The organism is Thiobacillus sp. SCUT-2 (assembly GCF_035621355.1).
Lineage (GTDB): Bacteria > Pseudomonadota > Gammaproteobacteria > Burkholderiales > Thiobacillaceae > Thiobacillus > Thiobacillus sedimenti.
The window spans coordinates 1019622-1039586 of the sequence record NZ_CP141769.1 but is presented as its reverse complement, the minus strand read 5'-3'; the positions used below and the strand labels follow the sequence as shown (position 1 = coordinate 1039586).

21 protein-coding genes are annotated in these 19965 nt (G+C 68.4%); 5 read left to right on the top strand and 16 right to left on the bottom strand.

Features of this window, described 5'->3' with window-relative positions; translation table 11 throughout:
• Window positions 1-22 precede the first annotated feature (22 nt).
• From VA613_RS05060 to flgB, 15 genes are all read right to left on the bottom strand, one after another.
• Complete coding sequence (locus tag VA613_RS05060) at window positions 23-526, bottom strand: chemotaxis protein CheW (protein WP_324780770.1); 504 nt, start codon at window positions 524-526, stop codon at window positions 23-25.
• Window positions 527-581: 55 nt separating this feature from the next.
• On the bottom strand, window positions 582-2657 hold the full coding sequence (gene cheA / locus VA613_RS05055) for a chemotaxis protein CheA (RefSeq protein WP_324780769.1): 2076 nt from the start codon (window positions 2655-2657) through the stop codon (window positions 582-584).
• Window positions 2658-2704: 47 nt separating this feature from the next.
• The gene (locus tag VA613_RS05050; protein ID WP_324780768.1) at window positions 2705-3070 is read right to left on the bottom strand and encodes a response regulator; all 366 of its coding nucleotides are present in this window, start codon (window positions 3068-3070) and stop codon (window positions 2705-2707) included.
• Window positions 3071-3118: 48 nt separating this feature from the next.
• Window positions 3119-3673 carry a chemotaxis protein gene (locus VA613_RS05045; RefSeq protein ID WP_324780767.1) on the bottom strand — a complete coding sequence of 185 codons (555 nt, stop codon included), beginning with the start codon at window positions 3671-3673 and terminating at the stop codon, window positions 3119-3121.
• Between the two features lie 7 nt (window positions 3674-3680).
• Window positions 3681-4580, bottom strand: a complete 900-nt coding sequence (flgL, locus tag VA613_RS05040; RefSeq protein ID WP_324780766.1) for a flagellar hook-associated protein FlgL — start codon at window positions 4578-4580, stop codon at window positions 3681-3683.
• A gap of 3 nt (window positions 4581-4583) precedes the next feature.
• On the bottom strand, window positions 4584-6521 hold the full coding sequence (flgK, locus tag VA613_RS05035) for a flagellar hook-associated protein FlgK (protein WP_324780765.1): 1938 nt from the start codon (window positions 6519-6521) through the stop codon (window positions 4584-4586).
• Between the two features lie 80 nt (window positions 6522-6601).
• The gene (gene flgJ, locus VA613_RS05030; protein WP_324780764.1) at window positions 6602-7492 is read right to left on the bottom strand and encodes a flagellar assembly peptidoglycan hydrolase FlgJ; all 891 of its coding nucleotides are present in this window, start codon (window positions 7490-7492) and stop codon (window positions 6602-6604) included.
• On the bottom strand, window positions 7492-8589 hold the full coding sequence (locus VA613_RS05025) for a flagellar basal body P-ring protein FlgI (protein ID WP_324780763.1): 1098 nt from the start codon (window positions 8587-8589) through the stop codon (window positions 7492-7494). The genes flgJ and VA613_RS05025 overlap by 1 nt, the downstream gene beginning before the upstream one ends.
• A 12-nt stretch (window positions 8590-8601) precedes the next feature.
• A complete protein-coding gene (locus VA613_RS05020; RefSeq protein WP_324780762.1) occupies window positions 8602-9270 on the bottom strand; it encodes a flagellar basal body L-ring protein FlgH in 669 nt (222 codons plus the stop codon).
• An 8-nt stretch (window positions 9271-9278) separates the two neighbouring features.
• On the bottom strand, window positions 9279-10061 hold the full coding sequence (gene flgG, locus VA613_RS05015) for a flagellar basal-body rod protein FlgG (protein ID WP_324780761.1): 783 nt from the start codon (window positions 10059-10061) through the stop codon (window positions 9279-9281).
• A 26-nt stretch (window positions 10062-10087) separates the two neighbouring features.
• Window positions 10088-10828 (bottom strand): flagellar basal-body rod protein FlgF, encoded by a 741-nt coding sequence (flgF, locus tag VA613_RS05010; protein WP_324780760.1) that lies wholly within the window; start codon window positions 10826-10828, stop codon window positions 10088-10090.
• 25 nt (window positions 10829-10853) lie between these two features.
• Window positions 10854-12065 carry a flagellar hook protein FlgE gene (gene flgE / locus VA613_RS05005; protein WP_324780759.1) on the bottom strand — a complete coding sequence of 404 codons (1212 nt, stop codon included), beginning with the start codon at window positions 12063-12065 and terminating at the stop codon, window positions 10854-10856.
• Window positions 12066-12109: 44 nt separating this feature from the next.
• The gene (locus tag VA613_RS05000) at window positions 12110-12772 is read right to left on the bottom strand and encodes a flagellar hook assembly protein FlgD (RefSeq protein ID WP_324780758.1); all 663 of its coding nucleotides are present in this window, start codon (window positions 12770-12772) and stop codon (window positions 12110-12112) included.
• 25 nt (window positions 12773-12797) lie between these two features.
• On the bottom strand, window positions 12798-13202 hold the full coding sequence (gene flgC, locus VA613_RS04995; RefSeq protein ID WP_324780757.1) for a flagellar basal body rod protein FlgC: 405 nt from the start codon (window positions 13200-13202) through the stop codon (window positions 12798-12800).
• Window positions 13203-13214: 12 nt separating this feature from the next.
• Window positions 13215-13622, bottom strand: a complete 408-nt coding sequence (gene flgB / locus VA613_RS04990) for a flagellar basal body rod protein FlgB (protein ID WP_324780756.1) — start codon at window positions 13620-13622, stop codon at window positions 13215-13217.
• Between the two features lie 172 nt (window positions 13623-13794).
• On the opposite strand from flgB, the gene flgA reads away from it, so the two are divergent.
• From flgA to VA613_RS04975, 3 genes are all read left to right on the top strand, one after another.
• Entirely contained in the window at window positions 13795-14511 is a 717-nt protein-coding gene (flgA, locus tag VA613_RS04985) for a flagellar basal body P-ring formation chaperone FlgA (RefSeq protein WP_324780755.1), read from the top strand.
• 92 nt (window positions 14512-14603) lie between these two features.
• On the top strand, window positions 14604-14900 hold the full coding sequence (flgM, locus tag VA613_RS04980; RefSeq protein WP_324780754.1) for a flagellar biosynthesis anti-sigma factor FlgM: 297 nt from the start codon (window positions 14604-14606) through the stop codon (window positions 14898-14900).
• A complete protein-coding gene (locus VA613_RS04975) occupies window positions 14887-15375 on the top strand; it encodes a flagella synthesis protein FlgN (RefSeq protein WP_324780753.1) in 489 nt (162 codons plus the stop codon). Before flgM ends, VA613_RS04975 begins: the two co-directional genes overlap by 14 nt.
• Here VA613_RS04975 and mnmC read toward each other — a convergent pair.
• Window positions 15362-17179: a bifunctional tRNA (5-methylaminomethyl-2-thiouridine)(34)-methyltransferase MnmD/FAD-dependent 5-carboxymethylaminomethyl-2-thiouridine(34) oxidoreductase MnmC gene (mnmC, locus tag VA613_RS04970; RefSeq protein ID WP_324780752.1), complete on the bottom strand. Its 1818-nt coding sequence runs from the start codon at window positions 17177-17179 to the stop codon at window positions 15362-15364. The genes VA613_RS04975 and mnmC overlap by 14 nt on opposite strands.
• A 164-nt stretch (window positions 17180-17343) precedes the next feature.
• On the opposite strand from mnmC, the gene VA613_RS04965 reads away from it, so the two are divergent.
• Both VA613_RS04965 and VA613_RS04960 read left to right on the top strand, forming a co-directional pair.
• Window positions 17344-18564, top strand: coding sequence for a cyclopropane-fatty-acyl-phospholipid synthase family protein (locus VA613_RS04965; protein WP_324780751.1), 1221 nt, complete (start codon window positions 17344-17346; stop codon window positions 18562-18564).
• Window positions 18561-19892 carry an FAD-binding oxidoreductase gene (locus tag VA613_RS04960; RefSeq protein WP_324780750.1) on the top strand — a complete coding sequence of 444 codons (1332 nt, stop codon included), beginning with the start codon at window positions 18561-18563 and terminating at the stop codon, window positions 19890-19892. Before VA613_RS04965 ends, VA613_RS04960 begins: the two co-directional genes overlap by 4 nt.
• Window positions 19893-19965 lie beyond the last annotated feature (73 nt).

Sequence of the window (19965 nt, the reverse complement as noted above, 5' to 3'; positions counted from 1 at the left end):
GCGTAATTCGTTTGGCGGCCGCTCACGCCGCCATCTTCTCGATCAGGCCCATTTCCTCGCTCGACATCAGCTTCTCGATGTCCACGAGGATCAGCATCCGGGTGTCGAGGGTGCCGAGACCGATCAGATAGTCGGTGTCGAACGCGGTGCCGATCTCCGGCGCCGGCTTGATCTGCTCCGCCGTGAGCGTCGTGACGTCCGACACGCTGTCGACCACCATGCCGACGACGCGGCCGCCGATGCTGAGGATGATCACGACGGTGAACTGGTCGTAGGTCGGCGTGCCCAGGTTGAACTTGATGCGCATGTCGACGACGGGAACGATGGTGCCGCGCAGGTTGACCACGCCCTTGATGAAGTCGGGCGCGTTCGCGATCCGGGTCACCGGCTCGTAGCCGCGGATTTCCTGTACCCGCAGGATGTCGATGCCGTATTCCTCGCGCCCGAGGGTGAACGCGAGGTACTCGGTTCCGGCGGCGTCTCCCGCCGCCGCACTGAGGGTCTGCGTCTGGGTGGTGTATGACATGGTGCGCGTCCTTTCAGATGGGCCCGCGGGTGAACCGCCGCGGGCCGGGGTCGTCTCAGAAAAATACGGTGCTGGCGTTCAGCTGGCGGCTGGAGCGCAGCAGGGCGGATACGTCGAGGATCAGCGACACGCCGCCGTCGCCCAGGATGGTGGCGCCGGAAATTCCCGCCACCTTGCGGAAGTTGGACTCCAGGTTCTTGACCACGACCTGCTGCTGCCCGACGAGGCTGTCGACCAGCAGGGCCGCCTTCTTGCCTTCGGTCTCGAGGATCACGATGATGCCCTGCGAGGGGTCTTCGACGCGCGGCTCGATTGCGAAGATCTGATACAGCGGGATCAGCGGCAGGTACTCCTCGCGGACCTTGACGACCTTGCCCTGGCCCGCGACTTCCTTGACGTCGATCGCCGCCGGCTGCAACGACTCGACGACATACCCCAGCGGCAGGATGTAGATCTCCTCGCCGACCTTGACCGACATGCCGTCGAGGATCGCCAGCGTCAGCGGCAGCGAGATCGCAATCGTCGTGCCGGTACCCGGGGTCGAGCGGATGTCGACGTTGCCGCCCATCGCGGTGATGTTGCGCTTGACCACGTCCATGCCGACGCCGCGGCCGGAGACGTCGGTCACGACCTCGGCGGTCGAGAAGCCCGGCGCGAAGATGAGCTGCCAGACATCGGCATCCGGCAGGCTGTCCGACACGGTCATGCCCTGCTGCCGCGCCTTGGCAAGAATCTTCTCGCGGTTCAGGCCGCCGCCGTCGTCGGTCACCTCGATCACGATGTTGCCGCCCTGGTGCGCGGCCGACAGCGTGAGCTTGCCGGTTTCGCTCTTGCCGGCGGCGCGGCGCTTCTCGGGCATCTCGATGCCGTGATCGACGCTGTTTCTCACCAGGTGGGTGAGCGGGTCGACGATGCGCTCGATCAGCCCCTTGTCGAGCTCGGTCGCGGCGCCGCGGGTGGCGAATTCGACCTTCTTGCCCAGCTTGCCGGCGAGATCGCGGACCATGCGCGGGAAGCGCGAGAACACGTAATCCATCGGCATCATGCGGATCGACATGACGGCTTCCTGCAGATCGCGCGTGTTGCGCGCCAGCTGGCTGGCGCTGTTGAGCAGGCGCTCGTGGACGATGGGGTCGAGCGCGGCGATGCGCTGTTCGATCATGGCCTGCGTGATCACCAGCTCGCCGACGAGGTTGATGAGCTGGTCGACCTTCTCGACGCCGACGCGGATCGACGACGATTCCTGGCTGGCGCCCTCCTTGTCGGTTGCACGCCGCCCCCAGTTCTTGACCTCGCCGGCGGGCGTGGCCGGGGCCTGCGCAGCATTCGGGGCCGACGCGTCGGCTGCCGCGACCGGCTTCTCGGCGGGTGCCGGCGTCTCGGGCTCGAACAGCCCGTAGCCCGGATCGGCGGCGGCCGGCGAAGCCGCCGGCGTGCCCGCCTCGGCGTACGTGATCTTGAGATCGTCGGGATCGAGCACGAAGGAGCAGATCGCGACGATGTTGTCCTGGCTCTCGCCGGTGCTCAAGGTAAACACGGCGCGCTGGTCGGGCAGCGTGTCCCGCGTGATCGTGCCGAGGAGGCCCAGCTCGGTGGCCAGCGCGTCGACGTCCTTCTGCGGCACGACGGGCAGTTCGATCCGGTAGCGGAAGTTGCCGTCCGCATCCGCGACGGGCGCCGCGACGGGTGCGGGGGCAGGCGCGGGCTCGGGCGCCGCCGTGGCGGCGTGCGGTTCCGCCACCGCGCCCTGCGACAGCAGCTTGAGGCGCTGGCAGATGCCGTCGACGGCGCCCTGGTCGACGCTGGTGCCGTGGTGATGGCCATCCATCAGCATCGCGAGGACATCCTTGGCGGCCAGGAACGCGTCCACGTGCTCGGGGGTCAGCGCCATCTCGCCCTTGCGGATGCGGTCGAGCAGCGACTCCAGGATGTGGGTCACCTCGGTGATGTCGGTGAACGCGAAGGTCGCGGCCCCCCCCTTGATCGAATGCGCGGCACGGAAGATCGCGTTGAGATCCTCGCTGTCAGGCGCACTCACGTCGACCGCCAGCAGCAGCTTCTCCATTTCGGCGAGCAGTTCATCGGCTTCGTCGAAGAACACCTGGTAGAACTGGCTCATGTCAATCGTCATTGTTCAACTCCGTCAAAGTCTTGCAGCAGGTCCGATGGCCACATGGCTCAGCCGATCAGCTTCTTCACCACTTCGGTCAGGCGCGCCGGATCGAAGGGCTTGACCAGCCAGCCGTTGGCGCCCGCGGCCCGGCCCATCGCCTTGATGTCGTCGCCCGATTCGGTCGTCAGCATCAGGATCGGGACGCTCTGGTAGGTTTTCAGCGCACGCAGCGCCTTGATCAGGCTCAGGCCATCCATGCCGGGCATGTTCTGGTCGGTCAGCACCAGGTCAACGGTCTGCTGCTTCGCTTTCTTCAGCCCGTCCTCGCCGTCGATCGCCTCGATCACGCCGTAGCCCGCGGCCTTCAGGCTGAACGCGACCATCTGCCGGAGCGAACCCGAGTCATCCACCGCCAATATTGTTTTCGTCATTTCTGCTCCTGCTGCCTTCATCAATCGCGGCTCGCCCGCGTTGCATGCTCAAAATAGTTCGACGTCGCCACTTTCCATGTGACGCTGGTTCACCGTGCTGCGGACCGACACCGCCATTTCGCTGCAGCGCGCGCCGACCCGCTCGCTGAGCCGGTCGAGCGTCGTGACCATTTCGGTGCTGCCGCTCTGCGGCATGGCGTCCTCGCCATCCCCCGCCAGCGCGCCGAAGACGTCGCGCAGCCCGGCCAGGTGGCGCGCCATCCGCCCGATCAGCTGGCTGGTCATGTCCTGGAACTGCAGGCCGGTCACCGCGGCGCCGATGTGCTCGTTGACGGCGTCGCGCAAGGCCTCCAGGCGCGCCGCCTGCTCGGGTGCCCCGGCGAGCACCTCGCGGATCGCAGCCTGCTGCTGATCGAGGGATTGATGGATCGCAAGGAAGCTGGCGCACAGCTTCTTGATCGCCTCCTGCAGCAGGACATCCATCTGCACCAGGTCGCGCTCCACCTCGGCCAGGTGCTGGTCGCCATGCGCCGACACGCCCGACAGCAGGCGCAGCACCTGCGCGTTCATCGACTCGTCGGGAGGCGCTTCGCGGGGCAACATCGTCGCCTTACAGATACTGGAAGAGCGACAGGCTCGAGGTCTGCGCGAACGATTTCTGCGCGGCCTCCAGTGTCAGCTGCTGCTTGGAGAGCTCGGTCACCGCCTGCGTGTAGTCGACATCCTGCAGGGTCGACAGGGTCTGGCTGTACTGGAGCCCCTTGTCGGCGCCGGCGCTGTCGAGGCTGTCGAGCTCCTGCATGCGCGTGCCGACGGCGGCGCGCACCGAAGACACGTTGTTCAGCGCGAGGTCGAGATTGCCGGTGGCCGTGTTGAGCGCGGCGCTCAGCCCGGCCGTGCCGGGCGTATTCAGTTGGGTGATGAGGTCGTTCAGGGTCTTGAACAGGTCCTGGCCGCCGCCCTGGAAGATCGCCTGCCCCGGGACGCCGACGGTCATCTTGCGTGCGGCATCGACCTGGATCTGGCGCTGGCCCTGATCACCCTGGTACTGCACGCCGCCGGCGGTCTGGACGAATGGCGGGGTCGCCGTCTGGAAGCCGGAGAACAGGTAGTTACCCTGCCCGTCCGTGGCGTTCGCCAGTCCGATCAACTGGTCGAGGCGGCCCTGCAGTTCGGTCGCCATCGATGCGCGCTCGGCATCGTTCAGCAGCCCGTTGCCCGCGGAAATGGCCGTCGTCCTGACGTCCTGGATCAGGCTGGTGACGCTCGACAGCGTACCGTCGATCGACGTCAGCGCATCCTTTGCGTAGCCCCGGTTGGTGCCGTATTGCGTGTTGAGCGCCTGCGACTGCGTGACGACGAGCGCGCGCGCCGCGGCGACCGGATCGTCGGAAGGCGACAGGATGCGGCGCCCGCTGGCAATCTGCTGCTGCGTCCTGGAGAGGCTCGCCTGCGCGTCGGTGATGCGCTGCGCGCCGTTGTCGAAGAAGGTCTGGGTGCTGATGCGCATGGTTTACTGTCCTATCGTGAGCAGCACATTGAACAGCTGGCTGGCGATCTGCATGACCTTGCCCGCCGCCTGGTAGGCCTGCTGGTAGCGCAGCAGGTTCGCCGCCTCCTCGTCGAGGTTGACGCCCGATTCGTTCTGCACCGACTGCGTCGCCGAGGCCAGCATCTTGCCGGCCGCACTGCTGGTGACGTCGAGTTCGCGGGTCTTGTTGCCGATGTCGCTGACCAGTTGCGCATAGGCGTCCTGGTACGTGGCGGTGCCGTTCCCCAGCGTGTGCGCGGTCTGCAGGTCCGCCAGCAGCAAGGCATTGCGGTTGTCCCCCACGCCGCCGGTGTTGGGCCCCACGGTGAAAGTGTCCAGATTGTTCGGCGCACCGCTCAGCGTGAAGCTGACGCCGCCGAAGCTGTAGGTCGCACCGGCGGTATACGGCACCGGCGTACCGGCCGGGTAGGTCGTCGACGTGCCGCCGCTCGTCACCGTCACCGCCGTGGCGGGCGACACGTTCAACACGTCGGGCGTACCGGTGCTGTAGGTCAGCGTGACCGGCGCGGCCAGGGGCGACGCCGGGTAGGTCGAGTCCACGGCGCCCGCGCTGATCGTTCCCGATCCGGAGTTGGCACCGGCAGCGGTGCGAATCGGTGCGGCGGCGGCGAGCTTGGTCGGGTCGGTGATGGCGAGTGCCAGGCCCGAGGCGCCGTTGGCGGTCGGCCGGATCAGGAAAGTGTCGCCCGCTGCGGGCGTCGTCGAGATGTTCAGGGTCACGCCGTCGACCGTTTGCGGCAGGCCGGCGAACGTGCTCGTCGTGTTGTCGGACAGCCGGGTCAGCGTGTACTGGCTGCCGTCGTATTTGAGCTGGTAGTCGCTGGTGGTGAGCGCGTTGGCGTTGCTGATGCTGGCGGTCACCGTGGCGGTGCTGGCATTGTTTGCGCTCGCATTCACCACCGGCGTCGGCAACGTGAAGAGATCGCCGCCGAGGGCGCCGTTGAGGTCCTGACCCAGGCGATGCTGCGCGTTGACCGTGCTGGCGAGCCCGATGGCGACCCGCCCGAGCGCGTTCTGCGCCGGCTCGAGCGTGTTGCTGCGGAACTCGATCAGGCCGCCGAGCCTGCCGCCCGCGAAGCCGGAATCGCCGACGATCACGGTACTGCCGTTGCTGGCCTGGTAGGCCACCTCGATCTTCTGCGGGTCGGTCGGCGAGGTCACGTTGACCAGCCGGGTCGTGCTGTTGCCGACGACCAGCGGCTGGCCGTTGCCGATGAAGATGTTGTAGCCGCCGTCGCCCTGCTTGACGACGGTGGCCTTGATCTCCTTGTTCAGGTCGAGGACCAGCTGATCGCGCTGGTCGAGCAGGTCGTTCGGCGGCTGGCCGGTGGCGCGCTGCGCCTTGCTGATGGCGTCGTTCAGGGTCGCGATCTGCTGCGCGTAGCTGTTGATCGCCGTGACGCTCGACTGGACCTGGCTGTTGACGCCCTGGTTGATCTCGTCGAGACGGCCCGCGAGGCTCTGGAAGCGCGCGACGAGCGCGTCGGCGGACGACAGGGTGGCCTGGCGCGCCGGAATCGAGGCCGGGTTCGACGCCATGGCCTGGACGCCGCTGAAGAAGTCCTGCAACGCCGGAGACAGCCCGGCCTGCGGGTCGGCGAGCATGTTGTCGATCTGCTGGATCTGGGTGTAATGGGCATCGAGGCTGCTCTTCGACGCCTGGGAGGTCTGCACCTGGGTGGCGAGGTATTCGTTGTAGACGCGCTGGATCGACGAGATCTCGGCACCCTGCCCGATGAAGCCGAAGCCGAAATTCTGCGCCAGCGCCGCGCCCTGGATCACGACCTGCCGGCTGTAGCCGGGCGTCGCGGCATTGGCGATGTTGTGGCCCGTTACGCTGATCCCCACCTGCGCGGCAGCAAGGGCGCTCTGTCCGATACTGAGAATGTTGGTTGCCATCTATCCGCTCGCAAGGGTTCCGTGGGGGTGCATACAAATACGCTTGATGGCTGAATCGGCCGGCCGGGGATTTTCTTGAGTCAGGCGGTCTCGACCAGGCGGATCGCCCCCATCAGCTTGTTCGCATAGGCCGGGTCGGTGGCGTAGCCGGCCTGCTGCAGGCCCTGGGCGAAGCCGGCGGCGTCCTGTCCGCCGGCGATCGCGTTCTGGTAGCGCGCCTGCCCGCGCAGCAGGTTGGCGTAGTCGCGGAACGCATCGGCGTAGGAATCGTAGGCGCGGAAGCTCGCCACCTGCTTCTGCGGCCTGCCGTTGACGTATTCGGTGGTGACGACGTCGACCGTGCGGCCCTTCCAGCTCGGGCCGGCCTTGATGCCGAACAGGTTGTGGCTGTTCCGGCCGTCCGGACCGCGGATTTCGCTGCGGCCCCAGCCGGTTTCCAGCGCCGCCTGACCGACCATGAAGCGTGCCGGGATGCCGCTCGCGGCGCTTGCCGCCTCGGCGTGCGGCAGCAGCTTGCGCACGAACGCGCCGACGTGGGCCGGCACGTCGCCGCTCCGCGGGGCATCGGCTGCCTGCGGCACTGCCGATGGCGCGACGGTTCCCGGCGGAAGCGCCGCTGCCGGCCCTTCCCCGAGCTGCGCCGCGGCGCCCGGCGCCGCCAGGTTCAGCGTGCGCGAGAGCTGGCGCACCATGACGTCGGCAAGGCCGATGCCGCGGGTCGCCAGCTTCTGGGTCAGCTGCTGGTCGAGCATGGACGTGTACATGCGGGTCTGCTCGCTGTCGAGCATGCCGTCCTGCGGCGTCGCCTCGCGCATGCTCTTCATCATCATGTTCAGGAACACGGCTTCGAACTGCTGCGCCGCCGCGCGCAGGGCCTCGGGCGAGGACTGCTTCGCCTCCAGCTTCAGCTGGCCGACGCTCTGGACGTCGAGCGCGAAGCGCGACGCGAGATCTGCACTGCCGATCGCCATCAGATCACCTCCAGCTCCGCGTGCAGCGCGCCCGAGGCCTTCAGCGCCTGCAGGATCGCCAGCAGGTCCTGCGGCGTCGCGCCGATCGAATTCAGCGCCTTGACGACGTCGGCGAGCGAGGCGCCGCCCTTGAGGTGCATGACCTCGCCCGGCTGCTGGCGGATCTCGATCTGCGACTGCGACGTCACCACCGTCTCGCCCTTGGAGAAGGGCGCGGGCTGGCTGATGACGGGCTGGGTGTTGATGATCACCGAAAGATTGCCGTGTGACACGGCACAGGCGTCGAGCATGACGACCTGGTTCATCACGACGGAGCCGGTACGGGCGTTGAGAATCACCTTGGCCATGCCCTGCGCCGGGCTGACGTCGAGGCTCTCGATCGCGCCGAGGAAGGCCACCCGGGCGTCGTCGCCCACCGGCGTCCGCACCTGGATCACCCGCCCGTTCAGCGCGCGCGCGGTGTCCTTGCCGAAGCGCGCGTTGACGGCGTCGACGACGCGGCTGGCGGTGGTGAAGTCGGCGTCCTGCAGCTCGAGGTTGATGCTGCCGGACACGCCCAGCGCGGTCGCGACGCTGCGCTCGACGGTCGCGCCGCTCGGGATGCGTCCCACCGACAGGTGATTGACCTGGACCTTGCTGCCGCTGGCCGAGGCGCCGGCGCCGCTGACCACGAGGTTGCCCTGGGCCATCGCGTAGACCTGGCCGTCGGCGCCCTTCAGCGGCGTCATCACGAGGGTGCCGCCGCGCAGGCTCTTGGCGTTGCCGATCGACGACACGGTGATGTCGATGGCCTGCCCCGCCTGCGCGAACGGCGGCAGGTCGGCGGTGACCATGACCGCCGCCACGTTCTTCAGCTGCATGTTGATGCCGGGCGGCAGGGTGACGCCCATCTGCATCAGCATGTTGGCGATGCTCTGGGTGGTGAACGGCGTCTGCGTCGTCTGGTCGCCGGTACCGTCGAGGCCGACGACGAGGCCGTAGCCGGCCAGCTGGTTGTTGCGCACGCCCTGGATGGACGCGATGTCCTTGATGCGTTCGGCCTGGGCGCCGCCGCTCAGGGCGAGCGCGGCGAGCAGGAACAGGTGCGGGAGTTTCATGATGCCCACCGTTCAGAGGGGAACGAAGCTGAGGAAGAAGCGCGCCAGCCAGTTCATGACCTCGGCCGAGTCGAGCTTGCTGCTGCTGCGGTATTCGATGCGCGCGTCGGCCACCTTCGCCGACGACACCGTGTTGCCGGACAGGATCGTGTCGGGCTGCACCACGCCGGACAGGCGGATGTATTCGGTGCCCTTGTCGAACGCGACCTGCTTCTCGCCGGCCACGACCAGGTTGCCGTTCGGCAGCACCTCGGTGACGGTCACGGTGATCGTGCCGCTGAAGGTGTTGCTCGAATTGAGCGCCGACTTGTCGTCGTACTGGGTCGACGAATCGGCCTTCACGCCGATGCCCTGGAAGGTCTTGAGCGGCAGGCCTGCGACGGCGCTGATCGACGAATCGACCGCGCCGGTCTTCGAGCCGTTGGACGCCGCCTTCTTGCCGGCCTGGGTGTTCTCGTTGATCACGATGGTGAGGATGTCGCCGACCTGGCGGGCGCGCCGGTCCTCGAACAGCGGGCGGTAGGCGTTCGTCTGGTAGATCGCGCCGTTGCCCGCCGTCTGCGCGGGCAACGGCTTCGGACGCGCGGTGGTCGGCTGGTCGACGATGGACGACGGCGTGGTGCCGCAGCCGGCCAGTCCGATCAGCAGGCCTGCGATCCCGATGGCGCGCGCGATGTTCATGGCCGGTCTCAGAGCTGCGTCAGGCGCTGCAGCATCTGGTCGGATGTCGTGATCGCCTTGCTGTTGATTTCGTACGCGCGCTGGGTCTGGATCATGTTGACCATCTCCTCGACGACGTTGACGTTCGAGGTCTCGACATAGCCCTGGTTGAGCAGGCCCGCGCCGTTGCTGCCGGGGGCGTTCGAGCTCGCCGTGCCGGATGCGGCGGTTTCCGCGTAGAGGTTCTCGCCCAGGCTCTGCAGGCCGGCCGGGTTGACGAACATCGCCAGCTGCAGCGTGCCGACCGTCACCGGGGCGGTGGCGCCGGCCTGCTGCACCGACACCGTGCCGTCGCGGGCGATGGTGATGCTCTGGGCATCGGGCGGAATCGTGATGGCCGGCTGCACCGGGTAGCCGCTGGAGGTCACCAGCTGCCCGTTGGCGTCGCTCTGGAACGAGCCGTCGCGCGTGTAGGCGGTGGTGCCGTCCGGCATCAGCACCTGGAAGAAGCCGTTGCCCTGGATGGCCACGTCCTTGGCGTTGCCGGTCTGCTGCAGGTTGCCCTGGGTGAAGATGCGCTCGGTCGCGACGGTGCGCACGCCGGTGCCGATCTGCAGGCCGGAAGGCAGCTGCGTCTGCTCGGACGATTGCGCGCCGGGCTGGCGGAGGGTCTGGTACAGCAGATCCTCGAACACGGCACGCGCGCGCTTGAAGCCGCTGGTGCTGACGTTGGCGAGGTTGTTGGAAATCACGTCCATCTGCGTCTGCTGCGCATCCAGGCCGGTCTTGGCAATCCACAGTGAGCGAATCATGTCGGCTCCTTAATCGAATACGGGGGTCAGTTCATGGCCAGCAGCTGGCCGGCCTTGCTGTCGTTGTTCTCGGCCTGCTGCAGCAGCTTCATGTTCATGTCGAACTGGCGTGCCAGCGAGATCATGTTGACCATGGCCTCGACGACGTTGACGTTGGACGATTCCAGCGCCCCGCCCACCACCGAGACCTTGGGGTCGGCTTCGGCCGCCTGCCCGTCCTTGAGGCGGAACAGGCCGTCGTCGCCGCGCACGAGGTCGGCGGCCGGCGGGTTGACCAGCTTCAGGCGGCCGACCGAAGTCAGGCCGGTCGCGGTCGAGCCGTCGGGCACCAGCGAAATCGTGCCGTCCTTGCCGATCGCGACGTTGCGGCCGGGCGGGATCGACAGCGGGCCGCCGTCGCCCAGGACGTTGAGGCCGTCGTGGGTCTGCAGCACGCCGTTCTCATCGAGCTTGAGGCTGCCGTTGCGGGTGTAGGCCTCGCTGCCGTCGGCCGCCTGCACCACGATCCAGCCCTCGCCCTGCACCGCGACGTCGAGCGCGCGCCCGGTCTGCTGGATCGAACCGGCGCGAAAATCGCTGCCGGTGGTGGAATCGACGACGAACGCGCGGGTGGGCAGGATCGCGCCCTGCACCGGCACCGCGCGAAACTGGTCGATCTGCGCACGGAAGCCGGTGGTCGTCGCGTTCGCGAGGTTGTGCGTCGTCGTCGCCTGCTGCTCCAGCGCGTGCTTCGCGCCGGTCATGGCGGTGTAGATGAGACGGTCCATGCGGCCTCCTTAGTGCCCTACGGCATCAACGCAGGTTGACCAGGGTCTGCATCACCGCGTCCTGGGTCTTGATGGTCTGGGCGTTGGCCTGGTATACGCGCTGGGCGGTGATCATGTTGACCAGCTCGGCGGTGAGGTCGACGTTGGAGTCCTCCGTCGCAGACGACTGCAGCACGCCGAGGCCGCCGGAATCGGGCGCGCCCACCAGCGGTGCACCGGAGGTCGACGATTCGGACCACATGTTGTTGCCCATCGGCTGCAGGCCGTTCGGGTTGGAAAAGCTGGCGAGCACCACCTGCCCCAGCACCGCGGCCTGGCCGTTGGTGTAGCGGCCGAGGACGATGCCGTCCGCACCGACGTTGAAGCCGGCCAGGCGGCCCGAGGTGTAGCCGTCCTGGTTCAGCGTGTTCACGCTGAACGGCGAGCCGAACTGGGTGCTGCCGGTGTAGTCGATCGAGAAGTTGAGCGCCGAGGCGCCGGTCGTCACCGCGAGGCCGGCGATCGTGATCGGCGAACCCGAGGTCAGGCTGCCGGTGTTGTTGAACGCCAGCGTGCCGACCGGAGTGGCCTGGATGAGCGTGCCGTCGTTGGAGGCATACACGTCCCACGAACCGGGGGCCGTCTTCACGTAGTAGGTCTGCAGCGTGTGCTGGTTGCCCAGGCTGTCGTACACCGACACCGACATCGAGTTGTTGAAGGTGGTGGGATCGTTCATGTCGAACGCGGCCGTTTTCACGCCGGCGCTGGAATCCAGGTTCATGACCGCGTTGACCTTGGACGTCGCGCTCGGCGACAGGTCGGCGGTGTTGATGCTGATGGGCTGCGGAGAGCCGGTCGACAGCACGCCGCTGGCGCTGGCCGTGTAGCCGGTCAGCTTGGCGCCGCCCGAGGTGACGATGAAGCCGTTCTTGTCGAGCTGGAACTGGCCGTTGCGCTGGTAGTTGATCTCGCCGTTGTTGTCGACCCGGAAGAAACCGTTGCCGTTGATCGCGATGTCGAGCGGATTGTTGGTCGACGTGATGTTGCCCTGGGTGAACTGCTGGACGACGGCGGCCACCTTGGTGCCGATGCCGACGTTGGATCCGCCGGATCCCGTCAGCGAATTCGCGTAGACGTCGGCGAACTGCGCCTGGGACTGCTTGAAACCGACCGTGTTCGCGTTCGACACGTTGTTGCCGATGACGTCCAGGTTCTTTGCGGCGGCGTTGAGTCCGCTCAAGCCTTGCTGAAAACTCATGTCGTGCTCCTTGTAATGATTGCTGCCTTGCCCGTTCCGGCCATTCAGAAGATCTGCCGGATATCGGCATATCCGACGCTGGTGCTGCCCGCCAGGTTGAGCTGCACTCCCTGGGCGTTTTGCGAAACGCTGTTCACCACGCCCAGGTTGAGGGCCGTGTTGCCGACTGCCTGTCCGCCCTGGACGGCGTCGATCTGGAAGCTGTAGGCGCCGGCGGGCGCCGGGGTGCCCGCATCGGTCATGCCGTCCCACGCCACCATGCCCACGCCGACGTCGCGCGGGCCGAGATTGAGCGTGCGCACGGCCTGGCCGGACGCGTCGTGGATGGTCAGGGTGACCTTGTCGGCGGGGCGCGACAGCTCCATGCCCATCAGGTTGTCGGGCTGGGAGGGGCCGACCCGGTTGCCGGGGACCAGCACGTCGCGTCCGATCAGCGCCGCGGCCTGCGACATCTGGTTGGTGCCGAGGCTGGAGGCCAGCGCGGCGAGCTTGCTGTTCATCTCCTCGATGCCCTGCACGGTCGACAGTTGCGCCATCTGGCTCGTCACCTGCGCGTTGTCGAGCGGATTGAGCGGATCCTGGTTCTTCATCTGCGCCACCAGCAGGCTCAGGAAGCGGTTCTGCGTGTCGGCGGTGCTGCCCTTCGATGCGGCGGCGGTGGCGCCCAACAGGCTGCTGGCGCTGCTTGCGTCTTGTACGGTGCTCATGGTCTGTCCTCGTTGGCGGTCGCCGTCACTGGCCCAGGCTCAGGGTCTTGAGCAGCAGGGTCTTGGTGGTGTTCATCATGTCGACGTTCGACTGGTAGGCCCGCGAGGCGGAGATCATGTTGACCATCTCCTCGACCACGTTGACGTTCGGCATGGTCACGTAGCCCTTTTCGTCGGCGAGCGGGTTCTTCGGGTCGTAGACCTGCTTCATCGGCGACGGATCGTCGACGACGGCCGCGACGTTGACGCCGGTCGCGCCGCCCTCGCCCATCGGCGTGGCGGCGAACACGACCTGCTTCGCCTTGTAGGGGGTGCCGTTGGCGCTGGTCGCGCTGTCGGCGTTGGCGAGGTTGCTGGCGACGGTGTTGAGCCGCTGCGCCTGCGCGTTCATGGCCGATCCGGCCACGTTGAAGATGTTGGAAAGGGACATGGCCTAGCCTCCTCAGCCCTGGATCGCCGCCAGCATGGTCTTGATCTGCTGGGTGATCCGGGTCAGGTCGAATTCATAATGGACGGCGTTGTCGGCGAACGCGGCGCGCTCGGCGTCCATGTTCACCGTGTTGCCATCGACGCTGCCCTGCGCCGGCGTGCGGTACAGCAGGCCGGGCTCGGACGCCGGGCCGGACGGGCCTTCGAGATGCCGCGGCGAGGTCGTCGCCAGCGCGCCCGCGGCGGACGCCGACGCGCCCTGCAGCGCACCCTGGAGCGCCGCCCGGAAATCGAGGTCGCGCGCCTTGTAGTTGGGCGTGTCCGCGTTGGCGATGTTGGATGCCAGTACCTGCTGGCGCTGCTCGCGGATGCGCAGCGCCTGGGCGTGGAAATTCAGCATGTCGTCCAGCCGGTTCAGCATGGTCCTGTCCTTTCTCGTGCCGCAAAGGCCTTTTGCGATGACTGCATCCTAGGCACGCGCCTGTCCAGTCAATCGAACGATAAAGGGGAGAAAGGCGGCTCATTTCGGCGTTTAGGATCGGCCGCCCGTCCCTACAATGCGGCACTGTGCTAAGTCGAGCCAAGGAGTCGACATGATCGCCCAACGCATCCGCGCCGCCGGCAGCCGCTTCGCGCGCGGCCTTGCGGTCCTCGCCTGCCTCACCGGGGCCGGCGCCGCCCAAGCGGTGGACCGCCAGGACCCGGCCGCCGTGCAGGCGCAGGCCGAACGCTTCCTGAAAACGCAGGCCGGTGGCCTGCCCGGCAAGGTGACGCTGCAGGTCGGCGCACCGCGCGCCGCGATGCCCGCGTGTTCGGCGCTCGAGGCATTCCAGCCCGCCGGCAGCCGCAGCATCGGACGCACCACGGTCGGCGTGCGCTGCCTTGCCCCGGTGCGGTGGACGGTCTACCTGCCGGCCCAGGTGCATGTCGTGGGATCCTACGTCGTCAGCCGCGAGGCGCTGCCCGCCAACCACGTTCTCGCTGCCGCCGACCTCGCCCTGCGCGAGGGCGACCTCGGCGCCCTTCCGGCCGACGTCGCGACCGATGCCGCCGCCCTGGTCGGCTATCGGACCGTCTCGGGCGTGGCGGCCGGCGCCCCGCTGCGCAGCGCCGTGCTGCACGCCCCGCTCGCCGTCCAGCAGGGGCAGACGACCCGCCTCCTCATCAAGGGCCCCGGCTTTTCCGTCCAGAGCGAGGGCCAGGCGCTCGCCAACGCCGGCCGCGGCGAGCGCGTCCGGGTCAGAACCGCTTCGGGCGAAGTGGTCAGCGGCGTCGCGCAGGACGGCCAGCAGGTGGTGGTCGCCTTCTAGCCGGCGCGGACACGCTACAGAAATCGTGCCAATATGACGTTATCGAGACTGCAAGGCGCGTTCGTCCACGCCCATCCGATCAGGAAGCTGCCATGAAAATCGATCCCAGCCTCAAGCCCATCCCTTCGCCCCCCCCTGCCGAGACGCGCTCGGGCAAGGCCGGCGCGAAGGCAGCGGCCGATGCCACCCCGGCCGACGTCACGCTGAGCCCGCGCGCGACCCAGTTGAAGCAACTGGAGTCCCAGCTGGCCGCCATCCCGGTCGTCGACCGTGCCCGCGTCGACAGCATCAAGGCCGCGATCGCCAGCGGGCAGTACACGATCCATACCGACAACATCGCCGAGAGCCTGCTGAACTCGGTCAAGGAAATGCTCCATGTCGCCAAGTGACGCATCGCGCGAGCCGGCCCTCGGCGCCCGGCTCGGGATGGAACTGGCCGCCTGGAAGGCCTTGCTGAACGTTCTCGCCGACGAAGAACGCGCGCTGGTGGCGGGCGACGCCGACCGCCTGCCGCAGCTCAACGCATCCAAGCTGGCCCAGGTGCAGACGCTCGGCAATCTCGTGCGTGCGCGCCAGGATGCGCTGCGGGCCGCCGGCCACGCCGCCGACCACACCGGCATGGCGGCCTGGCTGGCGCAGCACGGCAACGCGGAGCACCGCGCGCACTGGCAGGAATTGTGCGGCCTGGAACAGGAGGCGCAGGCCATGAACCAGCGTATCGGCACCTTGATCGAGATGCGCCTCACGGCGACGCGCCAGGCGCTGAATGTCCTGGTCCACGCCGCCACCAACCGCACCGGTCTCTACGACCAGGCCGGACAGTCGGTCGCCACGCCTCGCGGCAAGCCGCTCACCGCCGCCTGAAGCGCTCGGGCGCAAGCACCCCCATCAGATCGTTCTCCAGCGGCAACGGCTGCCCGCTCATGCGGTCCGCCAGGGCCTCGCCCAGCAAGCCGGCCCACACCACGCCGCGCGAGGCATAGCCTGCCGCGACATAGACCCCCGAGCATTCCGCCACCGCGCCGACCAGCGGCAGCCGGTCCGGCAGCGTCGCGCGCAAGGATGCGCGGCCGCGCACGGCCTCGATCGCCACGCGGCTTCGGCCTCCCGGCAGGATCGCCTCCAGGCGCGCCAGGTTGGCCTGGTCGCTCGCCGCGCGCGGCGCCGTGTCGTCGTCGTCATGCTCGTAGGTCGCGCCGACCAGCGGCCGCGTGCCGGGCGCCACGTAGCCCTCGCGCGAGACCACCCGGGTGAGCTCCGGCAGGCAGCCCGGCGGCAGCTCGGTGATCTGCCCCCGCACCGTGTGCAGCGGCCAGTCCTGCCCCGGAGCGAGCGCCGCCGCGTCGCGCGCGTTCGCCAGCACCACCGCATCGGCCTCGGCCAGCACGTCCCCGTCGGCCGCATGCAGCTGCCAGCCCGATCCACCCGGTGCGAGCCGTGCGACGCCGCAGCCGGCGCGCAACTTGATCGCCGGATGGTCGAGCCAGGCGCGCGCCAGGCTTGCCGGCACCACCCATCCCGCGGCCGGATAGAACACGCCTGCGGCGTCGACCGGCCAGTTCGCCAGCTGCCGCGCTTCGTCGCGCTCGACCCAGCGTGCATATCCGGCCGGCGGCGCGGTTGCGGCGAGCGCCTGCCGCTGCTTGAGCGCAGCGTCGGCGTCGCGCGCCAGGTGCAGCACGCCGCACGCCGACCAGTCCAGGCGCTCGCCGAGCGCGGGCCAGGCCCGCAGGTCGTGCAGGAAGGCCGCACGCGTCAGGCGGCTGGCGGGGTTGTCGTCGCGCGAGACCAGCGGGCGGAACACCGCGACCGGATTGCCGGACGCGCCCTGCCCGATCCCTGCGGCCCGCTCCAGCACCGTGACGGCGATCCCGTGCCACGCCAGCGCGTGGGCCGTCGCGCAGCCGGCCACGCCGGCGCCGACGACCGCGACGTGCTGCGGCACGCGCGGCCTCGTGCGGCGGCCTTCCCCAGCGAATCGTGCCGCAAGGCAATGCCGCTTGCGGCCGAAGCCGCTGCGCTTCTCGCAGGCGAAGCCAGCGCGCGCCAGCCCCTCGCGAACCGGCGCCGCCACCGTATAGGTCGCCGCCGTCGCACCGGGACGCGCCAGCCGCGCCAGCACGTCGAAGAGCGGCGGCTGCCACAGGTCGGCATTGCAATCGGGGGCGAAGCCGTCGAGGTAGAACGCGTCCACCTCGGCCTCGACCTGCGGCAGGCAGTCGAGCGCATCGCCCAGCATCAGCGTCAGCTGCACCCGCCCGCCGTCGAGCGCGATGCGGTGGAAGCCCGGCGTCAGCATCGGCCAGCCGGCGCGCAGTTCCTGCGACAGCGCGGCGAACTCGGGCCATTGCGCGTGCAGCACCGCCAGGTCCTCGGCGACGAAGGGATGCTTCTCCACCGACAGGAAATGCAGGCGCGCGGGACGCGCCGGATCGGCGCGCCAGGCCGCCCAGGTGGCCAGGAAATTGAGCCCGGTGCCGAAGCCGGTTTCGAGCACCACGAAGCACGCACGGCCCGCCCACGCCTGCGGCAGGCCGCAGCCCTGCAGGAACACGTGGCGCGCCTGGCCGAGGCCGCCGTCGGCGGAATGGTAGATGTCGCCGTAGGCGGCGGAATACGGCACGCCCTCGCGGTATTCGAGGCGCGCCGGCACGATGGTCTTCAGCATGGGCGAATGTTACCTTGGCCGCCCGCGCGCCGGCGGCCGGTTGTCTATGCTGGGAGCATGGCTTCTTTTCCGGGCGCGGACCATCAGGATCGCACGACGGGCGGCGCAGCGCGCGTCGCCCGGCACCGGCGCATCCCTGCGGCCCCGTAACGGCGGACGGCATGATGTCCGCGATGCTCCGCACGATACGCACGCTGCTGACCCGGGACGCCGGCCGGGCCGGCGCGACCTTCCGCATCGTGTTCGCCGACGGCCGCACCTGCCGGAGCCGCGAGGGCGAACCCTCGTTCACCCTCGTCTTCCGCAATCGCCGCGCCGAGTGGCGCACCGCCGTGTTCCGGCACGTCGGCCTGCTGGAATCGTATTTCGCCGGCGACGTCGACATCGAAGGCAACCTGCAGCTGGCCTTCCGAACCGGCATGGACATGGGACTCGACGGCCCGCCGGCAGGCCTGCTGCGGCTGCGCAACGCGTGGCACGAAGTGCGCTTCGGCAATGCCAGCCTTGCCCAGGCCAAGGCCAATGCACGCTTCCACTACGGACTCGGCACCGATTTCTATCGCCAGTGGCTCGACCTGCCGTCGATGATGTACACCTGCGGCTACTGGAAGGAAGGCACGCAAACCGTCGAGGAGGCGCAGCGCAACAAGATGGATCACGTCGCGCAGAAGATCCGCCTCGAGGCGGGCGAGCGCTTCGTCGATATCGGCTGCGGCTTCGGCGGCTTCCTGTTCCATGCCCGGGAGCACTACGGCGCGTACGGAACCGGCATCAACACGACGACCGAACAGGTGCAGTGGCTGCAGGGCGAGATCGCGCGGCGCGGGCTGGGCGAGCAGATCGCGGTAATCGAGGCCGACTTCCGCGAGATTCCCGGCCAGTACGACAAGCTCGTGTCGATCGGCGTGCTGGAGCATGCCGGCCGCGACCAGCTGCATGCGGTGGTGCGCGCCCACGCCGACGCGCTGAAGCCCGGCGGCCTCGGCATGCTGCATTTCATCGGCCACGCCGGCGTGTTCGACACCGAGTTCTACATCCGCAAGCACATCTTTCCGGGCGGCTGGATCCCCAGCCTGGCGCAGACGATCGAGGCCATGGATGCATGCGGTCTGGAGATCGTCGACATCGAGAACCTGCGCCGCCACTACGCGCTCACGCTCGACGCCTGGGCGACCCGCTTCGACGCGCGCTGGGACGCGATCCACGCGCTCGACCCGCAGCGCTTCGACGAGCGCTTCCGCCGCACCTGGCGCACCTACCTGTGGTCCTGCGCCGAAATGTTCCGTTCGCCGTGCGGCATGACGCACCTGTTCCAGATCGTGTTCAGCAAGGGCAACGTCGACCGCGAGCGCTATCCGATGAGCCGCGCCTTCCTCTACCGATGAGCCACGAAGACAAGCTCCGGAAGCTCGCCGCGCAGCTGCGCGCGACCGGCGGCAGCGCGCCGCTTGGGCTTGCCAAGGACACGTCCAACCTGTTCCGCGACCGCGCGCGGCAGGCGAAGCAGCGGCTCGACGTGCGCGCCTTCAACGAGGTGCTCGACATCGACCGCGATGCGCGCGAGTTCACCGTCGAGGGCATGACGCCCTACGCCAGGCTGGTCGACGCGCTGCTGCCGCACGGCCTGATGCCGGCGGTGGTGCCGCAGCTGAAATCGATCACGATCGGCGGCGCGGCGGCGGGCGTCGGCATCGAGGCGACGTCGTTCCGCTACGGCCTGGTGCACGAGACGCTGCAGGAGCTGGAAATCCTGCTGCCCGACGGCCGCGTCGTGCTCGCGACGCCGGACAACGAACACCGCGATCTGTTCTACGGCTTTCCCAATTCCTACGGGACGCTGGGCTATGCGCTGAAGCTGAAGGCGCTGGCCGTTCCGGTCAAGCCGTTCGTCCAGGTGACCCACGCGCGCTTCGCCGAGCCCGCCGCCTTCTTCGCCGCGCTCGAAGCGGCCTGCGAGGGCGATGCCGACTTCGTCGACGGCGTGGTGTTCGCGCCCGACGAATTGATCCTGAGCCAGGGGCACTTCGTCGACACGGCGCCCTGGACCAGCGACTACACGTACAAGCGGATCTATTACCGCAGCCTGCGCGAGCGCGCGACCGACTATCTCACCGTCCGCGACTACCTCTGGCGCTGGGACACGGACTGGTTCTGGTGTTCGAAGAACCTCGGCGCGCAGAATCCGCTCGTCCGCCGCCTGCTGGGCCGCGAGCGGCTGAACTCGGTCTTCTACACCCAGGTCATGCGCTGGAACAGCAAGTGGGGTGTCACCGGCCGGCTCGACCGGCTGCTCGGCGTGCAGCGCGAGTCGGTGATCCAGGACGTGGACATTCCGCTGGCTCACGCGGTCGCCTTCCTCGATTTCTTCCACCGCGAGATCGGCATCCTGCCGATCTGGAGCTGCCCGGTGCGGCCTTACCGCAGCGACGTCCGCTTCACCCTGTTTCCGATGCGGGACGCGCTCCACGTGAACTTCGGCTTCTGGGACGTGGTGCGACGGCGCCACCCCTTCGCGCCCGGCCACCACAACCGCCTCGTCGAAGGCAAGGTCACCGAACTCGGCGGCATCAAGTCGCTGTATTCGGACGCGTACTTCGACGAGGCGCGCTTCTGGACGCTCTACGGCGGGCCGGCCTACCGGGCGCTGAAGGCGAAATACGACCCCGAGGGCCGGGCGAAGGATCTCTACCAGAAGTGCGTGCTCAAGCAGTGAACAGCGCGGTGCACGGCACGCGCCCGCCTGCGGAAATGTTAAATTGAGCCGATCGCCTGCCGTCTTCTCCCGC

Coding starts and splice junctions, on each gene's coding strand:
- flgB (WP_324780756.1), bottom strand. CDS start 13,622: ATGCTGAACCGGCTGGACGACATGCTGAATTTCCACGCCCAGGCGCTG.
- flgE (WP_324780759.1), bottom strand. CDS start 12,065: ATGAGTTTTCAGCAAGGCTTGAGCGGACTCAACGCCGCCGCAAAGAAC.
- flgK (WP_324780765.1), bottom strand. CDS start 6,521: ATGGCAACCAACATTCTCAGTATCGGACAGAGCGCCCTTGCTGCCGCG.
- cheA (WP_324780769.1), bottom strand. CDS start 2,657: ATGACGATTGACATGAGCCAGTTCTACCAGGTGTTCTTCGACGAAGCC.
- VA613_RS05045 (WP_324780767.1), bottom strand. CDS start 3,673: ATGTTGCCCCGCGAAGCGCCTCCCGACGAGTCGATGAACGCGCAGGTG.
- VA613_RS05020 (WP_324780762.1), bottom strand. CDS start 9,270: ATGAACATCGCGCGCGCCATCGGGATCGCAGGCCTGCTGATCGGACTG.
- flgJ (WP_324780764.1), bottom strand. CDS start 7,492: ATGGCGATCGGCAGTGCAGATCTCGCGTCGCGCTTCGCGCTCGACGTC.
- VA613_RS05000 (WP_324780758.1), bottom strand. CDS start 12,772: ATGAGCACCGTACAAGACGCAAGCAGCGCCAGCAGCCTGTTGGGCGCC.
- flgF (WP_324780760.1), bottom strand. CDS start 10,828: ATGGACCGTCTCATCTACACCGCCATGACCGGCGCGAAGCACGCGCTG.
- flgG (WP_324780761.1), bottom strand. CDS start 10,061: ATGATTCGCTCACTGTGGATTGCCAAGACCGGCCTGGATGCGCAGCAG.
- flgC (WP_324780757.1), bottom strand. CDS start 13,202: ATGTCCCTTTCCAACATCTTCAACGTGGCCGGATCGGCCATGAACGCG.
- mnmC (WP_324780752.1), bottom strand. CDS start 17,179: ATGCTGAAGACCATCGTGCCGGCGCGCCTCGAATACCGCGAGGGCGTG.
- VA613_RS05060 (WP_324780770.1), bottom strand. CDS start 526: ATGTCATACACCACCCAGACGCAGACCCTCAGTGCGGCGGCGGGAGAC.
- VA613_RS04960 (WP_324780750.1), top strand. CDS start 18,561: ATGAGCCACGAAGACAAGCTCCGGAAGCTCGCCGCGCAGCTGCGCGCG.
- VA613_RS05050 (WP_324780768.1), bottom strand. CDS start 3,070: ATGACGAAAACAATATTGGCGGTGGATGACTCGGGTTCGCTCCGGCAG.
- VA613_RS04975 (WP_324780753.1), top strand. CDS start 14,887: ATGTCGCCAAGTGACGCATCGCGCGAGCCGGCCCTCGGCGCCCGGCTC.
- VA613_RS05025 (WP_324780763.1), bottom strand. CDS start 8,589: ATGAAACTCCCGCACCTGTTCCTGCTCGCCGCGCTCGCCCTGAGCGGC.
- VA613_RS04965 (WP_324780751.1), top strand. CDS start 17,344: ATGTCCGCGATGCTCCGCACGATACGCACGCTGCTGACCCGGGACGCC.
- flgM (WP_324780754.1), top strand. CDS start 14,604: ATGAAAATCGATCCCAGCCTCAAGCCCATCCCTTCGCCCCCCCCTGCC.
- flgL (WP_324780766.1), bottom strand. CDS start 4,580: ATGCGCATCAGCACCCAGACCTTCTTCGACAACGGCGCGCAGCGCATC.
- flgA (WP_324780755.1), top strand. CDS start 13,795: ATGATCGCCCAACGCATCCGCGCCGCCGGCAGCCGCTTCGCGCGCGGC.